This is a genomic window from Christensenella massiliensis (assembly GCF_040409835.1).
In the GTDB taxonomy this organism is placed as follows: Bacteria; Bacillota; Clostridia; order Christensenellales; family Christensenellaceae; genus Christensenella; species Christensenella massiliensis.
Genome location: NZ_CP117826.1, coordinates 1,847,496 through 1,870,168 on the forward strand (window position 1 = coordinate 1,847,496; position 22,673 = coordinate 1,870,168).

Consider the following 22,673-nt stretch of genomic DNA (forward strand, 5'->3'; position numbering starts at 1 on the left):
CAGGCGCTTCAGCCGAGGCTGTATGCTCCGTTTCTGACGGTAAGCCCATACGTTTCCGCAAAGCCGTCCGTCGTGATGATATGCTTGTCCTCGGTGAGGAAGAGCGCATCTATCCCGTGCTCCTCCGCGAATACCGCGCCCTTTTCCGCGCCCATTACGAGCAGCGCGGTGGAATAGATATCCGACCGGATACCGCTGTCCGAAAGGACAGTTACCGCAACGAGGCCGTTATCGACAGGAAAGCCTGTGGCCGGGTCGAGCACATGGTGATAGTAAACGCCGTCTTCCGAAAAGCCGCGCTCGTATGTGCCGGAGGTCGAAACGAAGCGCCCGTTGAGCTCGATCGTCGCCATATAATCGTTTTCCCCGCCCTCCGGATCGCGGATACCGACCTTGTAGCTGCTTCCGTCCGGCTTTTCCCCGACGGCATAGATGCTGCCGCCGAACGAGATGATGGCGGACTGAACGCCGTTCGCTTTCAGATTTTCAGCAGCCCTATCGAGCGCATAGCCCTTGACCACGCCCCCGAGGTCGAGCATCGCGCCCCCGGTGTTCACGGTGTTCCCGCTGAGCGTCACCGTGCGGTAATCCGCTTGATCGAGCGCGGACGCAAGCTCTGTTTCGCTGGGAACATGCGCATCCTCCGTACCAAAGCCCCATGCAGCGATGACGCTGCCGAGCGCGGGGGAAAACGCGCCGCCGGTGTCCTCCGCCGCATCGAGCGCAGCGGCAAGCACCTCCGCCGTTTCCTCCGAGACCTCTGTGTCCTGCCCGGGCGCAGCGTTTGCCCTGCATACATCGCTCGTTTCGATGGTGCGTGACATTTCCCCCTCCAGCCTGCGTATCATCTCGTTGTTCTGGGTAAGCGCATCGCCGTTGTTCGCATAGGCAGTCTGGGTGATAAAGGTATCCATCGCAAAAATTTCGCTTGTTTGCTGCACGGGCGCGCAGGATACGAGTGCAAATAAGCAGAGGGCAACGCTAAGGACGCAAAGGATACGCTTCATCTTGCGGACAGGATCAAAAATACGGCCGCCGCCGCAAGAAATGGAAGTAAGAATAACAGACGTTTCAGTCCGAGTTTCATAAGCGCCCCCTGTTTCGTTTCGGTCGTTTCCTATTATATCACATTGGCTCCGGCGGTAAAACCCGTCTTTAGACCGGCAAAGCTGCGGCCGAAGAGAAAAAACCTGCGCACGTCCGCCGTTTCAAATGAAGCGCAGAACTGCGCAAAACGCGCCCGCTATGCGGTCTGCTTTATTTACAAGGAACCATTTTTATGGTATATTAAAGGCTACGGTCAAAGGAATTGTAAAAACGGCATTCGGAGGAATGGAAATGGATCTTAAAACCGCGCTTGCGGAAACGATAGCAAAAGCGGCGGGTATGGAAGCGCCGCAGGTCGCAGGGCTGTTGGAAACGCCCCCCGACCCGAAAATGGGAGATGCGGCCCTGCCCTGCTTCAAGCTGGCAAAGGAGCTGCGGAAGGCGCCGCCCGTCATCGCGCAGGAGCTCGCCGGAAAGCTTGAAGCGCCGGCGTTCGTGACGCGTACGGAGGCTGCGGGCGGATATCTCAATTTTTTTTATGACAGGAATTTTTATGCGGAAAGCGTGCTTTCGGCGCTGGAAGAGGCAGGAGAAGACTGGGGGCGGTCGGATGCCGGCGCGGGCAAAACGGTCGTGATCGACTACTCGTCCGTCAATATCGCAAAGCCGTTCCACATCGGGCATCTTTCGAGCACGGCGATCGGCAGCGCGCTGTATAAAATTTACAAATACCTCGGCTACGACGTGGTGGGCGTCAATCATCTCGGCGACTGGGGAACGCAGTTCGGCAAGCTGATCGCGGCCTATAAGCTGTGGGGGAACGACGAGGAGATCGACCGCGATTCCGTTTCCGCCATGCTCAAGCTGTATGTGCGTTTCCATGAGGAGGCGGAAAAGGATGAAAGCCTCAACGAGCAGGGGCGCGCATGGTTCAAAAAGATCGAGGAAGGCGACGAAGAGGCCCTGCGCATTTTTGAATGGTTCAAAGAGCTTACCCTGCGCGAGGCGAAGCGCGTATATGAACGGCTCGACGTACAGTTCGACAGCTACGCGGGCGAGAGCTTTTACAACGACAAGATCCCCGCGGTCTTAGATGAGCTGCGCGAAAAAAATCTGCTCGTGCAGAGCGAGGGGGCGTGGGTGGTGCGCCTCGACGAGGAGGGCCTGCCGCCGGCGATCATACTGAAATCGGACGGGACGACGCTGTATGCGACGCGCGACCTTGCGGCGGCGGAATACCGTAAAAAGACATACGATTTTTATAAAAACCTTTATGTGGTGGCCTATCAGCAGAACCTGCACTTTAAGCAGTTGTTCGCGGTGCTGAAAAAAATGGGGCACGAATGGGCGGAGCAGTGCGAGCATGTTGCGTTCGGCATGGTGTCGCTCGAGGACGGAACGCTCTCTACGCGCAAGGGAAAGATCGTGCTTTTGGAGGACGTGCTCACAAAAGCTGTGGAAAAAACGCGGGCGGTCATCGAGGAAAAGAACCCCGGCCTTGCAAACAAGGAGCAGGTCGCCGAGGAGATCGGAGTGGGCGCGGTCATCTTTTCGACGCTGTCGCAGAGCCGCATCAAGGATATCACGTTCTCGTTCGACAGGGTGTTGAATTACGATGGGGAAACGGGCCCGTATGTGCAGTATACGCACACGCGGTGCGCGTCCGTGCTCGCGCGGTGCGCGGAGCTCACGGGAGAGCCGGATATGGATGCGCTGACGGACGACGACGCCTTTGCCGTCCTAAAGCTTCTTGCGTCTTTCCCGCAGGCGCTTGCGGCGGCAAGCGAGAAGAACGAGCCCTTTTATGTCACGCGCTATCTTTTAGACCTTGCTCAGGCGTTCAACAAGTATTATTATGAGCACAGGATCATCGACGGCAGCGCGGAGCAGACCATTGCGCGCGCAGCGCTGGTGCGGGGCGTGAAGAATACGCTGAAAACGGGGCTTGCCCTGCTTGGTATCAAGGCGCCGGACAAAATGTGAGAAAGAATAAGGATGGGATACGGCTGTGCGGACGGACGAAGCGCCCGCGGAGGAAAAACGGCCCGGCCATGCGGCAAGGCTTTAACAGTCCATTCCATTTCTGATAGAAAGAGGTTTTGATTATGCTGGATTTGAAGGTATTGCGTGAAAATTTTGAAACGATTGCCGAAGCGCTCAAAAAGCGCGGAAAAGAGATCAAGCTGGACACGGTCATGAAGCTCGACGCGGAGCGCCGCGCCATGATGACGAAGGTGGAGGAGCTGAAAGCCAAGCGCAACAGGATATCCAAAGAGATCCCGGCGATGAAGAAAAAGGGGGAAGACGTCTCCGACACTATGATGGAGATGAAGGTCCTCGCCTCGCAGATCAAAGACTATGACGCGGAGCTTCAGGTGATGTCCGCACGGCTGGGGCAGCTTATGATGTCGATCCCGAACCGGCCGGACGCGAGCGTTCCGGCGGGAAAGGACGACAGCGACAACAAGGAGATACGTAAATTCCTTACGCCGACCAAATTCGATTTTGAGCCGAAAGCGCATTGGGACATCGGGCACGACCTTGGGATACTCGACCCCGAAACGGGCGCAAAGGTAGCGGGCAGCCGTTTTGTGTTCTATAAAGGCCTCGGCGCGCGCCTTGAACGCGCGGTGATGAATTTTATGCTGAACACGCATACCGAGCAGAACGGCTATACGGAGGTCATCCCGCCGTTCGTGGCGAATCAGAAGTCTATGGAGGGAACGGGGCAGCTCCCGAAATTTGCGGAGGATATGTATCATATCGAAAATACGGACCTGTATCTTATCCCGACGGCAGAGGTTCCGGTGACGAATATGTACCGCGAGACAGTGCTCGACGGCGCGGAGCTCCCGATTTACCGCTGCGCCTACACACCGTGCTTCCGTGCGGAGGCGGGCAGCGCGGGCCGGGACACGAAAGGGCTGATCCGCCAGCACCAATTCAACAAGGTGGAGCTTGTGAAATTCACCCGTCCGGATGAATCGTACCTTGAGCTGGAAAAGCTGGTGGCAAATGCGGAAAGCATTTTGCAGATTTTGCAGATCCCATACCGCGTGGTGCTTTTGTGCGGCGGCGACCTTGGATTTTCCTCTGCAAAGACGTATGACATCGAGGTATGGATGCCGAGCTATGGCCGGTATGTGGAGATCTCCTCCTGCTCGAATTTCGAGGATTTTCAGGCGCGGCGCGCGAATATCCGCTTCCGCGACAGCGATGGCTCGCTGAAGTTCGTCCACACCCTCAATGGGAGCGGGCTTGCCGTAGGACGGACGGTCGCGGCGATCATGGAAAACTACCAGCAGGCTGACGGCAGCATTCGCGTGCCGGACGCTCTGCGCCCCTATCTCGGACGCGAAGTGATACGCGGGGTAAAGTAAATAAAAAACGGATAAAACAAAGCCGCCGGAGCTGATGCTCCGGCGGCTTTGTTTTGCCAAGGTGGGTATGGTTGCTTTGTCCGGTGCCGGCAGGGTCCGGCCCGCTTTCTTCTTATAGGATAACGGAGGAAGGCATCCGCGTCTGCCCGGAAACAGTAAAAAGAATGTAAAAAAGAGGTCAAATTTATACTGCTCCGACACAAATCAAGACAGCTAAAGCCATCAGGCGCTGCGGCGCGTCCGGCAGGCCTATGCGGAGGAAGCGATCAGCTCCTGCAGCTCCGCAAAGAAGCGGGACAGGTGGAACCCGTCCGCTACGGCATGATGAATGTTCATCATAACGGGCATGATATATTTTCCGTTTTCCCGTTCATATTTTCCCCACGTCACGACCGGAGCGAGAAATTTGCCCTCGTCGAAAACGTGAACGTCAAAATGCCGGTAGCGCACCCACGGCAGGCAGGATACGTCAAAAAAATTCGAGGGCTGGTTTTTTACGAACGCGCGGCAGTCTTGATATTTCTCCCGGTCGGCCATAAACCGCGCATGAAATTCCGGCAGATCATCGGAATAGGGTGTAAGCAATTTTGTGAAGCGCTCGTCCTGCGCGTGGAAGTCGGTGTAGGAGGGGGAAACGAGATCCCATTTGATCAGGTTCCCGGCGGCGTCCCAGCCATATTTGAATTCATCGTGCGCATTGACGATCTTTGAGACGGCCCAGATCATAACGGGGTAAAACTTCAAACGCCTGTCTTTTGAAAATGAAAGCAAGCCGGTCACATCGACGTCGGCCGTCAGGCTCATAACGATACGCATACTGTTTATATAATATTGAAAGAGGTCTCCTCTGCTCCAACGGCTGAGCTCCACTGTTTTATAATTCATCTCAATTCTCCTTTGCAAATTTGATGGAACGTTATCAGAAATGCAAGGGCGTTGGGATAGAAACATCGTTCCATACAAGTCTATCCGATTAGGCCTTGCATGGAAATACGGCAATGCAGAATTTCATAAACTCACCTCCCAGCCAGCTTCAGGAATCATCGGCCGCCGCGCCTGCGGCGCCCTCCTGATTGTACCACGGCGGCACAAAAACTGCCATGAGGGGCGGAAGAGAAAGCGGCGCGGAAAATAAAATTTAATTTGAGAAAGGACCGTAATTGTACACCCGCCGTGGTATGATAAGAAAACAGGAACGGCGGGAGGCGCGGTATGGACGTATTTGAAAAACTGAAAATACTCACCGATTCGGCAAAGTATGACGTTGCGTGCACCTCGAGCGGGGTATCCCGCACGGCAGGGCACGGGCAGACGGGGAGCGCGTCGTCCGGCGGCTGCTGCCACAGCTTTGCGGCGGATGGGCGGTGCATCTCCCTTTTGAAGGTGCTGCTGACCAATCATTGCATCTTCGACTGCAAATACTGTGTGAACCGCCGGTCAAACGACGTGCGCCGCACAATGTTTTCCCCGCGCGAGCTTGCGGACCTTACCATGCAGTTCTACCGCAGAAACTACATCGAGGGGCTTTTCTTAAGCTCCGGCGTGGTGCGCAGCTCGGACGATACCTGCGCGCTGATGGAGAAAACCCTGCACATTCTACGGAAAGAATACGGATTTTCCGGGTATATACATGTAAAGGCGATACCGGGTGCATCGGAAGAGATGCTCGCCCGGCTCGGTATGCTTGCGGACAGGATGAGCGTCAACATTGAGATGCCGTCGAGCGGCAGTCTGAAGCTTCTGTGCCCGGATAAGAGCAGGGAAGCGGTGCTTGGGCCTATGGGCTTTATCCGCGACCGGAAACGGGAAAACACACAGGAGCTTGCGCTTTACCGGCACGCGCCGCGGTTCGCGCCGGCGGGGCAGAGTACCCAGATGATCGTCGGCGCGACGCCCGAAACGGATTTTCAGATCCTTAGCCTCGCGGAGGGACTGTACCGGAAATACCAGCTGAAGCGTGTGTTTTTCTCGGCGTATATCCCCGTTGCGGAGCATTCGCTTTTGCCCTCCCTGCACACAAAGCCGCCGCTTTTGCGGGAGCACCGGCTGTATCAGGCTGACTGGCTGCTGCGGTATTATCATTTTACGGCGGGAGAGCTGCTCGACGAAAAGCACCAGACGTTCCACCCGTTTATCGATCCCAAGTGCAATTGGGCGCTTTGCCATCCCGAATATTTTCCGGTGGAGGTCAACCGCGCGCCGTATGAAGCGCTGCTGCGCGTGCCGGGCATTGGCGTCACAAGCGCGCGGCGTATCCTTTCCGCACGGCGAACGGGGGCGCTGACCTTTGAGGGGCTAAAAAAGCTCGGCGTGGTATGGAAGCGGGCGAAATATTTTATTACCTGCCGCGGAAAGATGGAAGCAGGTACGCGCTTCACGCAGGAAGAGGTGCTGTGCTCCATGATGTCCGCGAAAATGCTTTCTATGTATCGGCAGAGCGGGTATTCCGCGGACGGCAGCAGGCAGGTCTCGTTTTTTGAACCGCCCGCCGTGCTTGCGGGGGACGTACAAAAGTGCCTGACCGGGCAGTTATGAAAAAAGAGCAGGGAATAGGGAAAGGGTGCGCTGCCGTGCGCGAACCCGGCGTGTGGGCAATGGCGCAATGTTCTTTTTTGGTATCGCCAAAAAAGAACCAAAAAAGCTCCTGCGGCTTGACGCCGCAGACTAGTTCCGCTGGCGGCCACCGCCAGCGGGGAAGCGGGCAAGGGAACGAAGTGTGCCAAGAGAGCAGAGAAGGACGGAAAGAAGTGCGGCTGTGTCAGCACAAATCCTGTTCATTACGAAACATTCTTTATGATTGATAAGCGGTAGTTTTGCCGCAAGTGTAAGCGGAAGACTGGGGTCCCCACAAAATCCCGAATGGAGTGAAGCGAAATGAGTTTCGTGGGGAAGACGGAGCACCGTCCAAATCTTTGATTTGGAGAACGGTGCCCGGGCAAGGGACGCCCAAAAGCGCAAGCGGAGCGAAGCGCGATTGGCAGCGGCCTACTGCCGTGCGGAAGAAATGCACGAGGCAGAATAGGACAAAAACGGAACAGAGCCGACTTTGATCATGATAAATTGGGCCCCCGAACGACTCGAGCGAAGCGAGTCGTTTGGGGTAAAGGAGGAGCCGCCCAAGGAGCGAGCTTTCGCCGTGAGGCGGAAGCGAAGCAAAAGGGCGTGCAAAAATATGGGGCCCCCGCGCAAGCCCAGCAACGCGGGTTGCGTGGGGAAGAGGAGGAGCAAGGAGGCGTGAGGAGTTTCCGCTTTTGCGGAAACGGAACAGAGCCGACTTTGCTCCGACGAGAGTAGGTAAGAAACGATGGTTTATCAATACGACGGCAGCTTTGACGGACTGCTGTGCTGTGTATTTGAAAGCATTGCCCGCCGGGAGATCCCGGAGGGGATATACGGCCCGGATACTGTGCAGATATCGATGTTTGGAACGCGTACGGTCGAAACGGATCCCGCGCACGCACGGCGGGTACTTGTATCGATCCCGAAAAAAATGGGCGCAGACGCGCTTGATTTTGTGCGCAAGGCGTTTTTGACCTGCCTGTCGGAAAGAGAGAAGCATATCGTCTCATTTTTACGTATGGGCTATGAATATGGGCCGAAAGTCCTGTATATGCTGGCTGACGATGTGGTGAGCACGCTGCATAAGGCGGTGAAGCAGCTTACGAATGAGGCGCATCTTCTGACGGGCTTCATCCGTTTTTCCGATTATGGGGAGGCTCTTGCCGCGCAGATCACGCCGAAAAATTATGTGCTGCCGATTCTCGCAATACACTTCCGGGGACGGTATCCGAATGAGAATTTTCTGATCTACGACAAAACGCACGGAGACATTCTCGTGTATATGCATGGAAAGATAGAGATATGTTCAGCAGAACGGTTTACCATGCCGCAGCAGGGCGAAGAAGAGCTTCGGTTCCGCGCGCTGTGGCGTATGTTTTATGAGACGATCGCCGTTCCCGGGCGCGAAAACCCGCGCTGCCGCATGGCACAGATGCCCAAGCGCTATTGGGAGAATATGACGGAATTTGCCGTGGAAAAGGACGTGCTCATAAGGCGGGCCGCCGCGCCGTCCGCGAAAGGCGTAACGGCAGGCAGAAGCTCTTGTTCGCAGGCAGAGGCTTCTGCTATACTGTATTCGGCAGAGGTTAAAAACAGAGAGAGCAGTATTCCGATGGAGGACACAAAGGAAGGTGAATGTAGGTGAAGAATATGACAATACCGCAATATATTATCGACGTGTTCACAGATAAAGTTTTCAGCGGAAATCCGGCAGCCGTTTGTGTACTGAAGGAATGGCTTGCGGAGCCTCTTATGCAGGACATTGCCCGGGAAAATAATCTGTCGGAAACTGCATTTACGGTGAAAGAGGAAAATGAATATGGCTTGCGGTGGTTTACGCCCGGCGGCGAGATAGATTTATGCGGGCATGCTACCTTAGGTACGGCATATGTGTTGCTGCATTTTTTGGAGCCGGAATGCAGGAGCATCTCGTTTCGGACAAAAAGCGGACGACTCGTTGTAAAGAAAGAAAATGGTCTGTATGAAATGAATATGCCGGCATATCGGCTTAAGCCGATTCCCGTTTCGGACGAAATGGAACAGGCGATTGGCTTTAGGCCGGCGGAAGCTTGGTTAGGACGGGATTTGATATGCGTTATGGAGAACGAGAATCAGGTTTTTCAGGCAGTTCCCGATGAAAAAAAGTTGAAAAGGCTGGACGGGCTTCTTGTCCAGATAACGGCAAAAGGTACTGATTACGATTGTGTTACTCGAAGCTTTGCTCCTAAACTGAATGTACCGGAGGATCCGGTCTGCGGTTCTGGACATTGCCATGTGGCTCCATTGTGGGCTGAAAGACTTGGAAAAAACGAGTTGTTGGCATTTCAAGCTTCTGAAAGAAGCGGCGTACTTCATTGCCGCATGGAAAATGACCGAGTGATATTGGCGGGAAATGCAGTGCTTTATGCAAAAGCGGAGCTTTATGTGCCGAAACACAGAAGCGTCTGATATAGTATGATCAATGCGTTTTTAGAAAATGGTGTGACGCTCACAGGAGGATTTGTATGAAATTTGCCAGCCCCTTGCTCGTCGTTTGCGACATGGAACGTTCCCGCGCGTTTTACCGGGAAGTGCTCGGCCTGCGCGTGATCTCAGATTTTGGCGCGAATATTACATTTACGGGAGGCGTTTCCCTGCAAACAAAGGAATCGTGGGAAGATTTTATCCACAAGCCGGCGGGCGGGATCGCGTTCGGCGGCAACGACGCGGAGCTGTATTTCGAGGAAGATGACTTTGACGCGTTTCTCGGACGGCTCGAGTTCCTCGGGGGAGTTGAATATGTACATCCGCCGCAGGAGCATGACTGGGGGCAGCGTGTCGTACGGTTTTATGATCCGGACCGCCATATCATCGAGGTGGGCGAAAGCATGCGCGTGGTGTGCAGGCGTTTCCTTGACGAGGGCATGACGCCGCAGCAGGTGGCAAAGCGCACGCAGATGCCCGAACGCTTCGTCAAAGGCTGCATAAAATAATAGATACGTAAGCAAAAGACAGCCGGATATTCCGACTGTTTTTTGTTTGCGCAGGCGCGTTGTTGACAAATTTTCCCGCAAATAGTATGATTGGTATGAAAAGTATGATTAATATAACTGGTCGGTTTTTTGAAAGGAGCAGAGGAAATGAAGGATAAATATATGGGGACCGCTAAGGTAGGTTCAAAAGGGCAGGTCGTGATACCAAAGGAGGTGCGGGATATGTTCCGCATCGAGCCGGGCGAAACGCTTTTGATCCTTGCCGATATCAACCAAGGGATCGCTATCGTAAAAAACGACGCCTATCTCGATTTTGCGAAACAGGTTTTCAAGGCGCAGGAGAACCCCGAGGAACCGAAAGGATAAATGAATGGCTGTATTGTCTGTTAAGGGTCTATGCAAAAAATACAAAGCATTCGAACTGAAAAACGTATCGTTTGAACTGAGGCGGGGTACGATCACGGGTTTTATCGGCCGAAACGGCGCGGGAAAGACGACGACGCTGAAAGCTCTTCTGCATTTTATCCACCCGGACAGCGGAGAGATCCGCTTTTTCGGGCAGGATATTGCGGAGCATGAGCTTGCGGTCAAGCAAAAGCTCGGATTCGTCTCGGGCGGAGCAGATTACTATCCCATGAAGAAGCTGAAAGCCATCACAGACGTAACGAAACGCTTTTACGGCGAATGGGACGACGGTGTTTACCGCCGCTATATGAAGCTGTTCGGTCTCGACGAAACCAAAACGCCCAAACAGCTTTCCGAGGGGATGAAGGTGAAATATTCTCTTACGCTCGCACTTTCCCATCATGCGGAGCTGCTGATCTTTGACGAGCCTACGAGCGGCCTTGACCCGGTCTCGCGCGATGAGCTGCTGGATATCTTTCTTAAGCTTGTGGAGAGGGAAGGGGTCACGCTGCTGTTTTCCACGCATATCACTGCGGACCTCGAAAAATGTGCGGACGATATCCTCTATATCAAAAACGGAGAGATATCAGCGGATATGCCTCTCGACGATTTTATTGCGGAATACCGGGTGGCGCGCTTTGCCGGGGGAGTTCCGAACGACGGGCGGCTGCTTGGTGTGAAGCGGGAACGTAGAGGCTGCTCGGCGCTCATGCGCGCTGAGGACCTGCCGGCAGAGGGGGCGGAAGTTTCAGACGCGACCCTTGAGGAGATCATGGTCCATCTGGAGAAGGAGTGAGCGGATATGAAAAATCTATTGATAAAAGAATGGAGGCTTGCGCTGCATCCGGCGGCGCTCCTCTTTCTGTGCCTGTCGTCCATGCTGCTGATACCGAGCTATCCGTATTTCGTCATTTTCTTTTATACCTGCCTCGGCCTGTTCTTTATCTGCCTGTCGGGGCGGGAAAACAAGGACATCTATTATACGATGCTGCTTCCGGCTTCAAAGCGCGGTATCGTAACCGCGCGGTTCTTGCTCGCCATACTGATCGAGCTGCTGCAATTCGCTGCCGCTATTCCGTTCGCGCTCCTGCACAATGTTCTGTACAGTGCGCCAAACGCGGCGGGAATGAATGTAAATACCGCATTTTTTGGATTCGCGTTTCTGCTGATAGGCCTGTTCAACCTTGTATTTTTCCCCAAATATTATCGGAATCCGAACAAAGTGGGCATGCCGTTTTTATTCGGCTGCCTTGCATTCGCGGCAGGGATGACCGCAGTCGAGGCGGGCAGATTCGCGCTGCCCGCAATAGACGCCTATCTGAATGCGCAGGGAACGCAAAACCTGCCGTATCAGCTTGCCGCGCTTGCTGCGGGCGCGGCGCTGTGGGCGCTTTTTACGCTGATCGCCTACCGCAGGTCTGCGAAGTCGTTCGAAGCATTCGATTTGTAAAGCATTCGGAAAAGAGACCGGTGCTGATATGTGCCGGTCTTTTTTGTTTGTGCGTAAAACGGATTGACAAAAAAATACGATTCCTTTATTTTATTTAAGGTAACACTAAATCAAAAAGCGAGGCGGAAATATGGATGAGATACAGGCGCTCCACGCCGTTACGGAGCCGACGCGGTTCCGTATCCTGCGGGAGCTGCTTCGCAGGCGCTACTGCGTGCGCGCGGTCTCAAAGAAGCTGGGGATCAGCGAAGCGGCGGTATCGCAGCACATGAGCATTCTGAAAAAATTGGGGATCGTTCACGGGAAAAAAATCGGCTATCAAACACATTACTGCGTAGACAGGGAAAGCTTGGCCCGTCTGGCAAACAGCTTCCGCGGAGTGTTGGCGGAGGAAGAAACGGGCTGTGCGCCCGAACGGATATGCTCGTGCGAATTCGTTTCGGGCTGTCTGCGGCGAGAGCATCCGGCGGAGGGAGGAAAGAGCAGTGGAAAATGATTATTTAGTGCGCAAAAAACCGTTTCATGCGCTTTTGATTTTTGCCTTGCCCATCATCATCGGGAACCTGTTCCAGCAGATGTATACGATGGTGGACTCGGCGGTCGTGGGGCGCTTCGTCAGCGAACAGGCGCTTGCCGCTGTCGGCGCGTCTTATTCCCTGACGAATATTTTTATCTGTGTCGCGCTCGGCGGCGGGATCGGCGCGTCGGTCATCGTCAGCCGCTATTTTGGGGCGAAAAATTATAACCGCATGAAGCTGGCCGTGTTTACGGCGTTCCTTTCGTTCCTCATCGTCAGCGTCCTCCTCGGCGGCTTTGGGTTGCTGTTCAGCCGGAACATCATGGTGCTGCTCAATACGCCTGCCGACGTGCTCGACATGGCAGTGGAATATTTGAACATCTATTTTATCGGCCTGCCCTTTTTGTTTATGTATAATGTGCTGTCCTCCATGTTCAACGCGCTGGGCAAGTCTAAAATACCGCTCGTTTTTCTGATTTTTTCGTCTTTGCTGAATATCGTATTGGATGTTTTCATGGTGACGCAGCTTGGGATGGGAGTGGCGGGCGTCGCATGGGCGACTCTGATCGCGCAGGGGATATCTGCGGTACTTTCCTTTTTGGTGTTCCTGCGCGAACTGAAAAAGCTGGAATGCGGGCACACAAAAGCGTTTGATAGGGGCGGGCTGGCCGCCATGACGAAAATCGCCCTGCCCTCTATTTTGCAGCAGTCGACGGTCTCCATTGGAATGATGCTGGTGCAGTCGGTCGTCAACAGCTTCGGTTCGCAGGCGCTTGCCGGATTTTCGGCGGCGATGCGCGTGGAATCCCTCTGCATCGTACCGATGATCGCGATCGGCAACGCTCTTTCTTCCTATACTGCGCAGAACATTGGCGCGGGAAAACCGGAGCGTGTCGTTCAGGGGTATCGTGTTTCCAACCTGATGGTGGTCTTTTGTGCGGCGGTCCTCTGCGTGGCGCTTGAGCTTTTCAACGGTCCTATCGTGGCCTTTTTCCTTGGAGACGGCGGCACGGCTGTTGCGGAGGCGACGGGACGGGGCTATTTATCGTTCATGGGCTGGTTCTTCTGTCTGATCGGGTTCAAAATGGCGGTGGATGGTCTGCTGCGCGGGGCGGGAGATATGAAGATGTTTACGATTGCGAATATCGTGAATCTTTTTATCCGCGTGTTCGTTTCCGTCATGTTCGCGCCGACGCTCGGCATCGAGATGGTATGGTATGCGGTGCCCATCGGCTGGTTCGCAAACTGGAGCATTTCATTCGCGCAGTATCGCACGGGAAAGTGGAAGCGCATCTATACCGCACGCTGACGCAGAACAAAAGAGAATAAAAATGCCCCGCAAAAGCGGGGCGTTTTTGTATTATTCTTTTTGTGGAAGCGCAGCCTCCTGCACGACCGTATCCGCCCCCGGAGCGGTGGATACATCCGGCTCATGCTCGGGCAGCTGTTCCGTTCCCTTTTGCCCTGAGCCCTTTTTCTTCTTCCCGCCGCCAAAGGAAAGCTTGAGGAGGATCGGAGAAATGATCGTCGTTACGACAACGACGATGACCACCGGGCCGAACAAAAGAGGCGACATCAGGCCGACGGCGGCGCCCTTGTTGGCAACGATCAGCGCGACCTCGCCGCGCGAGACCATACCGCAGCCGATCTGCAGGGACTCCTTGTTGTTGAAGCCGGACAGCCGGGCACCCAACCCGCAGCCGACGATCTTGGTGATGATCGCAACGCCGAGCAGCGCGAGTGCGAATACGATGAGCATCACGCTCATGTTGTCGAGCACGACGGAAAGACCGACGCTCGCGAAGAAGATGGGTGAGAGCAGCGTATAGGACAGCGTCTCAAAGCGGGACGCCATATATTTCGCGTGGCTGGTGTTCGAAAGGATGATGCCTGCGATGAATGCGCCTGTGATGTCGGCGACGCCGAACCATTCCTCCGCACAGAAAGACATCAGCAGGCAGATGACAAAGGCCATGACCACGAAACGGCGATGGTCGTCGATGTGACGGTCGGACCATTTCTTAAAGAGGATATAGGTCACGACGCCTACGCCGATCGCAAAAGCGAAGAAGCCGACGATCTTGAGCAGGACGATACCTACCGAAACGGACGGGTCGGCAAGGCTCGTGATGACCGTAAGGGCGATAATGCCGAGGATATCGTCGATCACGGCGGCGCCGAGGATCGTCGTTCCGACCTTGCTGTTCAGCTTGCCCATTTCTTTCAGAGTCTCTACCGTGATGCTGACGGACGTAGCGGTCAGGATCACGCCGATAAACACGTTTTGGAGGAAATGACTGGTTTCAAGGTCTGTCTGGATAACGGACGGATTATTGAACACGCTGGCGACTGCAAAGCCTACCACAAGCGGCACGACGACGCCCAAGCCGGCGACAATGAGCGACGCCTTACCTGCTTTTTTCAACTGGTGGATATCCGACTCCATACCTGCGGAGAACATCAGCACGATAACGCCGACCTCAGAAAGCGTTTTGATGAAATCCGTGTTGTCGATGACGCCAAAGCAGGCGGGTCCGAGGATAACGCCTGCGAGCAGGGCGCCTACGACCTGAGGCATTTTAAATTTGCGGGTCACGAGGCCCAACAGCTTGGTGCTCAATAAAATAATTGCAAGGTCAAGTAAATATTTATACTCCATAGCTCACACTTCCAAATTCCAAATTTTTATCGAACAGCCTGCGGCTGATTCAAGACCTTATCAAACGGGCCATACGGAAAACAGTATGGTATACCCGGTAATATTATACATCCCGCGTGCGAAAAATCAATAAAATTCGCACAAAAAAAACATACCGGATGAACGGCATCCGGCAAGAGGAAAAAACGGGTCCGAAAAGCAGCGGAAAATAAGGTCAGCGGCCCAAAAGCCGATTCGCCCTGCGGCGTGCGGCGCCGCGGCGGCGGGATGTCGCGTCCGGGTCGAGAGCTACGGAAATAACGTCGCCCTCTTTTGTACCGGGAGGAAGGATGCGCGCCGGGACCGGAACGGTACTTTTATCCGGAAGCTCGATAACGGCGGTATCCTCTTCAAAACGGTCTACGATATAATACAACGGAGACCTCCTTTCACAGCTGGTCCTGCGTCCGCAGGACGCGGAGCACATTCTCTTTGGGAAGGCAGCTGAACGGAATGAACGGTGCGGGGCTTTCCGGCAGCGTGCAAAGTTTTTTTTCAAACCATGCCACATCGTGCCAGCTCCCGCATTTATAACCTGTTTTATGATAGACGCCCAGAAGCCGGAAACCCATTTTTTCGTGCAGCCGCTCGCTCTTTTCGTTCGGAAGCGTTACGCCGCCGTACACGTTCACAACGCCTTGAAGCTGGAGAAGGGCGAGCAGCGCGGAATAAAGCCTCGTGCCGATCCCGCGGGAAGTGAAACGCTGGTCTACATAGACGGAAAGCACGGCGTTCCAGCCGTAGGCAGCGCGTTCCATTTGCCTGTGCGCATACGCATAGCCGACTGCCCGCCCGGCGTCCTCGCATACCAAAAAGGGATAGGATATGAGCGTATCTGCAATGCGGCGCGTAAATTCCTCCGCAGCAGGCAAATATTCAAATGTGACGGCCGTATCGGTATATTGGGCATACAAGTCCCGCAGAAGAGGACTATCAGCCGTTTGAGCAAGCCGCAGTTCCATAGCTTCCCCCCGGTCTTTATTTCTATTATCCACTATACAGGACGAAAAAAAGGAAAGCAAATAAAAAAGCCCTTTTCCGCAGAAAAGAGCTTTGGGAATCGCCTACCGTTCCAGAGCCTGACGAAAGACGCGTTCTATTTTGCTTTTGGTGGGAACGCCCTCATGGAGCTTTACACCGTCTACGAAAAATGTAGGAACATACCAGTAATCGTAGCCCTGCGTCTTTTCCGCTTCCCGTTCCTCTTCGATCACTTCAACGCTGATATCGCGGTATTCAGGATGCTCGAGCCGCAGCTCGTCCATCAGCTCAAACGCATGCCTGCAGTGCGGGCAGCCGTCCAGCACCATCATTTTTACTTGCTTTGCCACGGATCCTATCCTCCTTTCAGCAATCTGTATCAAATCAACATAAAGATAACCGCAGGGCTCCTTTCTGAAACGCTTTTTTTACGGTATAATACCAAATGAGAACGCCGTGCCGAACGGGAGGAGAAAAGAATTGAAATTTTTTGAAATTGTGTATACAATGGTAAGTAAGATACCGAGCGGGAGAGTTGCGACCTATGGGCAGATCGCGCGTATGGTCGGCAATCCGCGTGCGTCGCGCGCTGTTGGCTATGCGCTGCATGTGAATCCGATGCCGGGCGCCGTGCCCTGTCACCGGGTGGTGAACCGGGAGGGGCGGCTCGCGCCGGCGTTTGCGTTCGGCGGAACAGATGCGCAGAGGCAGCTGCTCGAAGCAGAGGGCATAGCCGTGAGCGAGGACGGGTATGTGGATATGAAACGGTATCAATGGGACGGAAAAACAGAAGAGGTCAGAAGATTCAAGAAAGGGGAAGCGCCGCAGGAAACGGCGCAAAAAGAAGAATGAACAAAAAAGCAAAGGGATTCTTAAACGAGTTCAAGGAATTTATCTCCCGGGGAAGTGTGATGGACCTTGCCGTCGGTATGATCATCGGCGCTGCATTTACGGCCATCGTGAACGCACTGGTGAACAATATCCTGAACCCGATCATCGGACTGCTTGTAGGCGGCATTCAGTTTTCCGAATGGAAAATACCGCTGGGGGCGGACTCGGCGATCGATATTGGCGCTTTTATCAATGCAGTTATTACGTTTTTGATTACAGCATTTGTCATCTTCCTGATCGTGAAAGCACTGAACAGCCTGCACAGAAAGCCGGAGCCTGCGCCGGAAAAGGCGCCCCGCCTGTGCCCGTACTGCAAAAGCGAGATCGCAGACGACGCGACGCGCTGCCCGCACTGCACCTCCATTCTGACAGACGGTGCGGAGGAAAAGAACGAAAAATAGATTTCCTACATTATATAATATATAAAACGGCTGTCACGAAAAGGGAACGCTGTGCGCTGCGTTCCCTTTTGCTGTGCCGTTCGCAGAAAAAAGACGATGCGTATGGAACAGAAGAAAATGGTGCAGCTGGATGAACGGAAAAAGCAGTCGTGGATGCTGTGTTTTAAAACCGCGGCCCTGTGGACAATGTTGACATTTTAAAACTGCGGTGCTATATTATCCTTAAAAGGTATCATTTATTATATTTGCATGAGTATATCCCATGCGGACGGGAAACGACCGGGCATGGTGTCGATGCATTTCTTTTGCTATAAATAATACAGATAAAAGATAGTATAATATTTGTGCAGGGGTTGGAAAAACAGGGTATTGACAGGCGTCATGAGCGGGCATGGCAGGACAAGGTGATTTGGACAGAATAGGATGAAGGAGCGGAGAAGATGAAGATCACTACGATTTATGCAGCAAAGATATTGGGGTATATCACACAGCGTGACAGACTGGTAACGGCGGGAGAGATCGTCGAGCACGTCGGGATATCCTACCAGTATGCCCTGAAGATCATGAATGAGATGAAGCGCGCGGGGCTTTTGCAATCGGAGCAGGGCTGCCGCGGCGGTTACCGGCTGGGAAATGAAAAAGAGGATGTGAGCGCGTACGACGTAGTAGCGCTTTTTGAGTATCGTTCCGGTGAGCGGGACAAGGAAAGACCGATGGACGATCCGTTCAGCCGGTTTATGGAGGACAGGCGTCAAAAAGAGGCGGAGGCCCTGAAGGCCATGCCGATCAGAGAGATATATAAGGGAAAGATATAAAAACAGATTTCAGGACGGCGCTCCGGAATCGGGGGAAGGGGAAAGGATATGAAAATAAAGATGGATCTTAAGAGATTGCTTTCTGTGGTGTTGTGTATCGCATTAGGGCTGACACTCTGCGGTACTGCACTGGCAGAGGGAACGGACGCGGCGGAGCCGTCTGCGGCCGTGAGCACAGAGCCGGCGAAAAACACGGAGGAAGCGTAGGAGTCTGCTGAAAGCATGGAGCCGGAGGAAAGTGCAGGACCGGCGGCAAGCGAAGAACCGAAGCCGGAACCCAGCGCAGGTGCGGAGCCGGAAGAAGCGGGCGCATCTGTACAGCCCGCGCCGAGGATGGCTATGGCGCCGGCGGCGGGCGGAGATACGGTTACGGATGCCAAAACATTTACCTTTAAGCCCGGAACCACAAATGAAGAACTCGCGGCGGCATGGGGCGAGGGGGCAGCAAGTATTGCGGACAATGGCGATGGAACCTATACGGTCACTCTGCTCAAGAATATTGAAATGGGAAAAAGCCAGAATATCAATTTTGGCGAATTTTCCCTTGGTGCCGGGCAGGCGCGCATGATACTTGACCTGAACGGAAAAACGATTACGGGAACGAGCATCGTCATTGCAAACTTGGGCAACCTGACGATCATAGGAAATGGTTCGGTCATTTATGATGGCGGACAATATTTTACGGCGGTCAACAATGTCGGATACAATCTGACGATCGAGGGCGGAACGTTCACCTGCAACGGCGCGGGCAGCGCGTCCTATAATGCAGCGGTCAGCACGGCGGCAGGCGTGACGACGGTCATCAACGGCGGTACGTTCAACGGCGGCAGCGCGGGGGCGGTCATCTCGTATGGAGACACCGTGATCAACGGCGGCACACTGAACGGAAAATACGGCGTGATAGCGAAAGTGAATTCGTCCGGTAACGAGGCGGGCAGCATAACGCTCCCGGAGGGCTCGTCTGCTGTTGTAAATGCAGAGACGGCGCCTTTTGTAGCGCATGGCAGCAACGGAAAAGCCGGAAGCATTACGGTGGCCGGCGGGACCACGACGGGAAGCAGCCTATTGGGAACGATGGGCACGGTGGACGATAAAAAGGCGGTCCTGACAGTTACCGGAGGAAAGCATGAAGCGGACCCGTCTGATTATATCCCGGAGGGTATGTGCGTGGTCATCAATCCTGACGGCACATTTACAGTCGGCGAATATGCGGCGCAGGTCGGAAATCAAAAGTATACGACCGTGCAGGAAGCGATCAACGACGCGCAGCCAAACAGTACGGTCGAGATCATTGCGCAGGAAGCGGTGACGGAGGATCTGACGATCAGCAAAAACCTGACGATCGCAGGGCAGGGAAAAGATACTACGGTTCTAAAAGGAAAGATCACGGTCTATGGCTGTACGGCCGAGTTGAAAGACCTGAGGGTGGAGAACAACACGGCTACCGCCTATGGAACGGCACTCATCACTTTCCCTGCGGCACAGGCGGCAGCAGACGTAACATTTACGAATTGCACGGTTTATGACAATGATACGGCGTTCCGTTTGGAAAGCGAGGGCTCGTCGCTGACGCTGGATCATACAGATGTGACAGGCGCGGCACATTACGGCGTTGGCCTGCGGAATGAAAACCAGACATTGACCGTAAACGGCGGAAGCATCACCGGCTGGGGTGCGGTCATGACGTCGGCGGGAAGCCTGCCGGATGGAACTGAGGACAGCGGTACGAAGATCGAGATATCCGGCGCGAAGATTGTTGCAACGGAGGGCGCGTCCGGCGGATATTACGGGGCGATCGTCCTGCAGGAGAGTTATCACGGAGTGGAACTGACGATACGGGATTCAGAAGTGATAGGAGAAGGACTGCATACGGCGGCGCTCGACATCCGCGCATACGGCAGCACCATCATGGTGGAGAATTCGACGCTGCGCGCCGACAGCCTGATATATGGCACGCCGGACGGCGAGACGGGACAGCCGGGTTATTATGGGCCTGTTACCCTGAGCCACAATGCAACGTATGAAAAAGTATATACGACGGCGGCCGACGCCCCTGAAACGGCTGTGATCCTCGATGCAGCGACAAGCGTGGAATGCAAACCGATGAGCGAGGGCGGTACCTATCCGATCATCAAGCGCGGACAAGACACGGCGACGATCGGCGGCACGACCTATGACGTAGTCGCGGGAGGAAGTATCAGCGAGGCGATCGCTGCAGCGGAGGATGGCGCAACGCTGCGCATTCAGGCCGGAACATATACGGAGCCGGTAAAGCCGCAGGCAGGAGACTCGCAGCATGTAAAAGAGAAATCCATTACCCTGCTGGGCGCAAATGCGGAAAATGACCCGAACAGCAGCGCATGGTTAAGCGAGGAAACAGTCCTGACGGGCGGCATGTATCTTGGCTATGACGACAGTCATACCCGTAATTACAGCATTACGGTAAAGGGCATTACGTTCCAAGGAAAAGGCCTCACCATAGCGGACGAAAAGGACGTTGTGATCGAGAACAATAAATTTACCGATATTACCGATGCGAATGCGATCGCAGTGCTCGATCAGGAATGCGATGGCATGAAAGGTTCTGTTATTGTGAAAAACAACCGCATCGTGGGTGTGACGCACGCATCGGGAATGGGGATCAATCTGCGTAACCCTTATGACGCTCTTGTGACGGGAAACTATATCGAAAACACGAATCACAACGCGATCCTGTTCCAGAAAAACAGCGGATATGACAGGCATGCAGGAAAAGTAGAAATTACCGGGAATACGATCGTCAACTGGGATGCGGATAACGACGCTTCCGGCGGCCGCGCCATTCGCATCGACACGCAGGGGAACGGCTCCGGAGACGATACGGGAAAAGAGTTTGTCATCACAGGCAACAGTATGCAAAAGCCGGATTATGACCCGGCAACAGCGACAGACCCCGATTTCGCGAAGATCACAGGCGTTGGTGAAAATGAAGTAGACCTGTGCGGGAACTACTGGAATTCGGAGAAACCGGATTTCGACACGATCATTGCGGTCTATAAGGACGGAAGCGCAGTCTGCCCGAACGTATCCTATAACACATATTATGCGGATAAAGACTTGACGAAGCTGATCGTTGAGGCGGACGGCATTGTACTGAGCCAGACGACGGCAACGGCGGAGATCGGAAAAACAATACAGCTTACTGCAGCAGTAACGCCGGAGAATGCTACGGACAAGACTGTAAAATGGAGCTCCTCCAATGACACAGTCACAGGCGTTGATCAAAATGGCCTCGTTATGGCCAAGACGGCCGGACAGGCGCTCATCACTGCAGAAAATTCGGCTGGTGATACGGCCGAATGTATCGTGACGGTGACGGAACAGCAAGTGAAAGCAGTTACTTATACCGGCGCGGCGACGGGCGTGATACTGAATACGGATACGACCAAGGTGCCGGAGGGCTCCTATCTGCTCGTGAAGCCGGTAGCGGAGACGGAGCAGGCGCACGCGGACGCGAGGGAAGCGCTGAAAGATAAGGCGGGGCGGTTCGTGCTGTATGACATCACGCTGGTGAATGCGGCGGGTGAGCCGATCCAGCCCGCGGGGGACGTGCTGATCGGGATCCCGACGCCGGATGGGTACGACACGTCGAAGCTGGCGGTGCACCGCATCAATGAGGACAAGACGACGGTGGAGCACGGGGTGACGGTGCAGGACGGCGTCTCCTATTTCCAGACGGACCACTTCAGCAAATATGCGCTGATTGAAAAGGGGAGCATGAGCGGAGCGGGAACGGATGACACGGCGAAAGATGAGGGCGCCGACTCCTCCGATACGCCGAAGACGGGCGACAGGGCGGACATGACGCCGTATATCCTGCTGGTGATAGCAGCGGGAGCGGCGGTCGCTGCTGCGGTCATTGTAACGATGCGGAAGAGACGGCAGTATGAAAAGTAAGAGATAGAAAACAAGAAAAACGGCGGTGATGCATAGGGCATCACCGCCGTTTTATGGGGAATCGAGCAAAATGCCCCATAAACGCTACGCTGTGCGATAGGTATGCTATTGCGGCGGGCGACACAACGTGCTACAATAATATCATAATGCAAGAAACACCCGGACTGGTAAACAGCCCGGGTGTTTTATTGCGATAATTATGATTAACGGATAACGCAACACACAATCATTATTATGGTTTCCGTACTCACTATAACATTTTCAAATATTTTTTGTCAATAAGATCCCGGAAAACAGGAAAGGCTGAACGATATATTTTGGAAAATAGGAAAAAACATTTTAGAAATAATATGACGCTGCATTTTTAATGCTGTTTTTATTTCGTTAATCATAATTATCACAACAAAGAGCAGGAACCAAAAGAAAACGGGAATAGAGCAGAGGGCGGAAAGGCTGTTTTCATGAAAGATATATCTGTTTAACAAGATAAGGCTTTTTGCAGAAATGTCAAGACAAAAAACAGCGGCGGGGAAACGACTTAAGAAAATGGAAAAATCTGAAAAAACAGTATAAAAAACGGAAGGTCTGATGTAGATGCTTGAATGAGCAGGATATATATGA

22 protein-coding genes are annotated in these 22,673 nt (G+C 53.9%); 16 read left to right on the plus strand and 6 right to left on the minus strand.

Annotation, left to right across the window (positions count from 1 at the left end):
- Nucleotides 1-8 precede the first annotated feature (8 nt).
- Nucleotides 9-914, minus strand: a complete 906-nt coding sequence (locus tag PUP29_RS08915) for an FAD:protein FMN transferase (RefSeq protein WP_353423033.1) — start codon at nucleotides 912-914, stop codon at nucleotides 9-11.
- 424 nt (nucleotides 915-1,338) lie between these two features.
- On the opposite strand from PUP29_RS08915, the gene argS reads away from it, so the two are divergent.
- Together argS and serS are read left to right on the plus strand one after the other, a co-directional pair.
- A complete protein-coding gene (gene argS / locus PUP29_RS08920; protein ID WP_353423035.1) occupies nucleotides 1,339-3,030 on the plus strand; it encodes an arginine--tRNA ligase in 1,692 nt (563 codons plus the stop codon).
- A gap of 122 nt (nucleotides 3,031-3,152) precedes the next feature.
- Nucleotides 3,153-4,427: a serine--tRNA ligase gene (serS, locus tag PUP29_RS08925; protein ID WP_079546206.1), complete on the plus strand. Its 1,275-nt coding sequence runs from the start codon at nucleotides 3,153-3,155 to the stop codon at nucleotides 4,425-4,427.
- A 249-nt stretch (nucleotides 4,428-4,676) separates the two neighbouring features.
- Here the strand turns inward: serS and PUP29_RS08930 are convergent, their stop codons facing one another.
- Entirely contained in the window at nucleotides 4,677-5,312 is a 636-nt protein-coding gene (locus PUP29_RS08930) for a CatA-like O-acetyltransferase (protein ID WP_353423036.1), read from the minus strand.
- Nucleotides 5,313-5,639: 327 nt separating this feature from the next.
- Between PUP29_RS08930 and PUP29_RS08935 the strand changes: the two genes are divergently transcribed.
- From PUP29_RS08935 to PUP29_RS08975, 9 genes are all read left to right on the plus strand, one after another.
- A complete protein-coding gene (locus PUP29_RS08935; protein ID WP_353423037.1) occupies nucleotides 5,640-6,962 on the plus strand; it encodes a putative DNA modification/repair radical SAM protein in 1,323 nt (440 codons plus the stop codon).
- Between the two features lie 769 nt (nucleotides 6,963-7,731).
- Nucleotides 7,732-8,631, plus strand: a complete 900-nt coding sequence (locus tag PUP29_RS08940; RefSeq protein ID WP_079546203.1) for a TIGR03915 family putative DNA repair protein — start codon at nucleotides 7,732-7,734, stop codon at nucleotides 8,629-8,631.
- A complete protein-coding gene (locus PUP29_RS08945; RefSeq protein ID WP_434542790.1) occupies nucleotides 8,628-9,434 on the plus strand; it encodes a PhzF family phenazine biosynthesis protein in 807 nt (268 codons plus the stop codon). Before PUP29_RS08940 ends, PUP29_RS08945 begins: the two co-directional genes overlap by 4 nt.
- A 56-nt stretch (nucleotides 9,435-9,490) precedes the next feature.
- Complete coding sequence (locus PUP29_RS08950) at nucleotides 9,491-9,958, plus strand: VOC family protein (protein WP_353423040.1); 468 nt, start codon at nucleotides 9,491-9,493, stop codon at nucleotides 9,956-9,958.
- Between the two features lie 147 nt (nucleotides 9,959-10,105).
- Entirely contained in the window at nucleotides 10,106-10,324 is a 219-nt protein-coding gene (locus PUP29_RS08955; RefSeq protein WP_079546201.1) for an AbrB/MazE/SpoVT family DNA-binding domain-containing protein, read from the plus strand.
- A 4-nt stretch (nucleotides 10,325-10,328) separates the two neighbouring features.
- Entirely contained in the window at nucleotides 10,329-11,159 is an 831-nt protein-coding gene (locus PUP29_RS08960; RefSeq protein ID WP_353423041.1) for an ABC transporter ATP-binding protein, read from the plus strand.
- Between the two features lie 6 nt (nucleotides 11,160-11,165).
- Nucleotides 11,166-11,813, plus strand: coding sequence for an ABC-2 transporter permease (locus PUP29_RS08965; RefSeq protein WP_353423042.1), 648 nt, complete (start codon nucleotides 11,166-11,168; stop codon nucleotides 11,811-11,813).
- 130 nt (nucleotides 11,814-11,943) lie between these two features.
- Nucleotides 11,944-12,309, plus strand: coding sequence for an ArsR/SmtB family transcription factor (locus PUP29_RS08970; RefSeq protein ID WP_353423044.1), 366 nt, complete (start codon nucleotides 11,944-11,946; stop codon nucleotides 12,307-12,309).
- On the plus strand, nucleotides 12,299-13,639 hold the full coding sequence (locus PUP29_RS08975; protein ID WP_353423045.1) for an MATE family efflux transporter: 1,341 nt from the start codon (nucleotides 12,299-12,301) through the stop codon (nucleotides 13,637-13,639). Before PUP29_RS08970 ends, PUP29_RS08975 begins: the two co-directional genes overlap by 11 nt.
- Before the next feature lie 51 nt (nucleotides 13,640-13,690).
- On the opposite strand, the gene PUP29_RS08980 is transcribed toward PUP29_RS08975, so the two are convergent.
- From PUP29_RS08980 to PUP29_RS08995, 4 genes are all read right to left on the minus strand, one after another.
- Nucleotides 13,691-14,989, minus strand: coding sequence for a cation:proton antiporter (locus PUP29_RS08980; RefSeq protein WP_353423046.1), 1,299 nt, complete (start codon nucleotides 14,987-14,989; stop codon nucleotides 13,691-13,693).
- 214 nt (nucleotides 14,990-15,203) lie between these two features.
- Nucleotides 15,204-15,404, minus strand: coding sequence for a DUF3006 domain-containing protein (locus PUP29_RS08985; RefSeq protein ID WP_353423047.1), 201 nt, complete (start codon nucleotides 15,402-15,404; stop codon nucleotides 15,204-15,206).
- 13 nt (nucleotides 15,405-15,417) lie between these two features.
- On the minus strand, nucleotides 15,418-15,990 hold the full coding sequence (locus PUP29_RS08990; RefSeq protein WP_353423048.1) for a GNAT family N-acetyltransferase: 573 nt from the start codon (nucleotides 15,988-15,990) through the stop codon (nucleotides 15,418-15,420).
- Nucleotides 15,991-16,092: 102 nt separating this feature from the next.
- Nucleotides 16,093-16,359 (minus strand): thioredoxin family protein, encoded by a 267-nt coding sequence (locus PUP29_RS08995; RefSeq protein ID WP_434542791.1) that lies wholly within the window; start codon nucleotides 16,357-16,359, stop codon nucleotides 16,093-16,095.
- 130 nt (nucleotides 16,360-16,489) lie between these two features.
- Here PUP29_RS08995 and PUP29_RS09000 point away from each other — a divergent pair, with 130 nt between their 5' ends.
- The 5 genes from PUP29_RS09000 to PUP29_RS09020 all read left to right on the plus strand — a co-directional run bounded on the left by PUP29_RS09000 (nucleotide 16,490) and on the right by PUP29_RS09020 (nucleotide 22,052).
- Entirely contained in the window at nucleotides 16,490-16,861 is a 372-nt protein-coding gene (locus tag PUP29_RS09000; RefSeq protein WP_353423049.1) for an MGMT family protein, read from the plus strand.
- On the plus strand, nucleotides 16,858-17,301 hold the full coding sequence (gene mscL / locus PUP29_RS09005; RefSeq protein WP_079546193.1) for a large conductance mechanosensitive channel protein MscL: 444 nt from the start codon (nucleotides 16,858-16,860) through the stop codon (nucleotides 17,299-17,301). The genes PUP29_RS09000 and mscL overlap by 4 nt, the downstream gene beginning before the upstream one ends.
- Nucleotides 17,302-17,741: 440 nt before the next feature.
- Complete coding sequence (locus tag PUP29_RS09010; protein ID WP_353423050.1) at nucleotides 17,742-18,116, plus strand: Rrf2 family transcriptional regulator; 375 nt, start codon at nucleotides 17,742-17,744, stop codon at nucleotides 18,114-18,116.
- A 48-nt stretch (nucleotides 18,117-18,164) separates the two neighbouring features.
- The gene (locus PUP29_RS09015) at nucleotides 18,165-18,323 is read left to right on the plus strand and encodes a hypothetical protein (RefSeq protein WP_353423051.1); all 159 of its coding nucleotides are present in this window, start codon (nucleotides 18,165-18,167) and stop codon (nucleotides 18,321-18,323) included.
- A 15-nt stretch (nucleotides 18,324-18,338) separates the two neighbouring features.
- The gene (locus PUP29_RS09020; protein WP_353423052.1) at nucleotides 18,339-22,052 is read left to right on the plus strand and encodes an Ig-like domain-containing protein; all 3,714 of its coding nucleotides are present in this window, start codon (nucleotides 18,339-18,341) and stop codon (nucleotides 22,050-22,052) included.
- Nucleotides 22,053-22,673 lie beyond the last annotated feature (621 nt).

Bases quoted from the DNA above. Each gene is read 5' to 3' on its own strand.
- PUP29_RS08940 (WP_079546203.1), top strand. From the start codon at position 7,732: ATGGTTTATCAATACGACGGCAGCTTTGACGGACTGCTGTGCTGTGTA.
- PUP29_RS08955 (WP_079546201.1), top strand. From the start codon at position 10,106: ATGAAGGATAAATATATGGGGACCGCTAAGGTAGGTTCAAAAGGGCAG.
- PUP29_RS08965 (WP_353423042.1), top strand. From the start codon at position 11,166: ATGAAAAATCTATTGATAAAAGAATGGAGGCTTGCGCTGCATCCGGCG.
- PUP29_RS09020 (WP_353423052.1), top strand. From the start codon at position 18,339: ATGGAGCCGGAGGAAAGTGCAGGACCGGCGGCAAGCGAAGAACCGAAG.
- PUP29_RS08915 (WP_353423033.1), bottom strand. From the start codon at position 914: ATGGATACCTTTATCACCCAGACTGCCTATGCGAACAACGGCGATGCG.
- PUP29_RS08960 (WP_353423041.1), top strand. From the start codon at position 10,329: ATGGCTGTATTGTCTGTTAAGGGTCTATGCAAAAAATACAAAGCATTC.
- PUP29_RS09010 (WP_353423050.1), top strand. From the start codon at position 17,742: ATGAAGATCACTACGATTTATGCAGCAAAGATATTGGGGTATATCACA.
- serS (WP_079546206.1), top strand. From the start codon at position 3,153: ATGCTGGATTTGAAGGTATTGCGTGAAAATTTTGAAACGATTGCCGAA.
- PUP29_RS08935 (WP_353423037.1), top strand. From the start codon at position 5,640: ATGGACGTATTTGAAAAACTGAAAATACTCACCGATTCGGCAAAGTAT.
- PUP29_RS09015 (WP_353423051.1), top strand. From the start codon at position 18,165: ATGAAAATAAAGATGGATCTTAAGAGATTGCTTTCTGTGGTGTTGTGT.
- PUP29_RS08930 (WP_353423036.1), bottom strand. From the start codon at position 5,312: ATGAATTATAAAACAGTGGAGCTCAGCCGTTGGAGCAGAGGAGACCTC.
- PUP29_RS08980 (WP_353423046.1), bottom strand. From the start codon at position 14,989: ATGGAGTATAAATATTTACTTGACCTTGCAATTATTTTATTGAGCACC.
- argS (WP_353423035.1), top strand. From the start codon at position 1,339: ATGGATCTTAAAACCGCGCTTGCGGAAACGATAGCAAAAGCGGCGGGT.
- PUP29_RS08950 (WP_353423040.1), top strand. From the start codon at position 9,491: ATGAAATTTGCCAGCCCCTTGCTCGTCGTTTGCGACATGGAACGTTCC.
- PUP29_RS08990 (WP_353423048.1), bottom strand. From the start codon at position 15,990: ATGGAACTGCGGCTTGCTCAAACGGCTGATAGTCCTCTTCTGCGGGAC.
- mscL (WP_079546193.1), top strand. From the start codon at position 16,858: ATGAACAAAAAAGCAAAGGGATTCTTAAACGAGTTCAAGGAATTTATC.
- PUP29_RS08970 (WP_353423044.1), top strand. From the start codon at position 11,944: ATGGATGAGATACAGGCGCTCCACGCCGTTACGGAGCCGACGCGGTTC.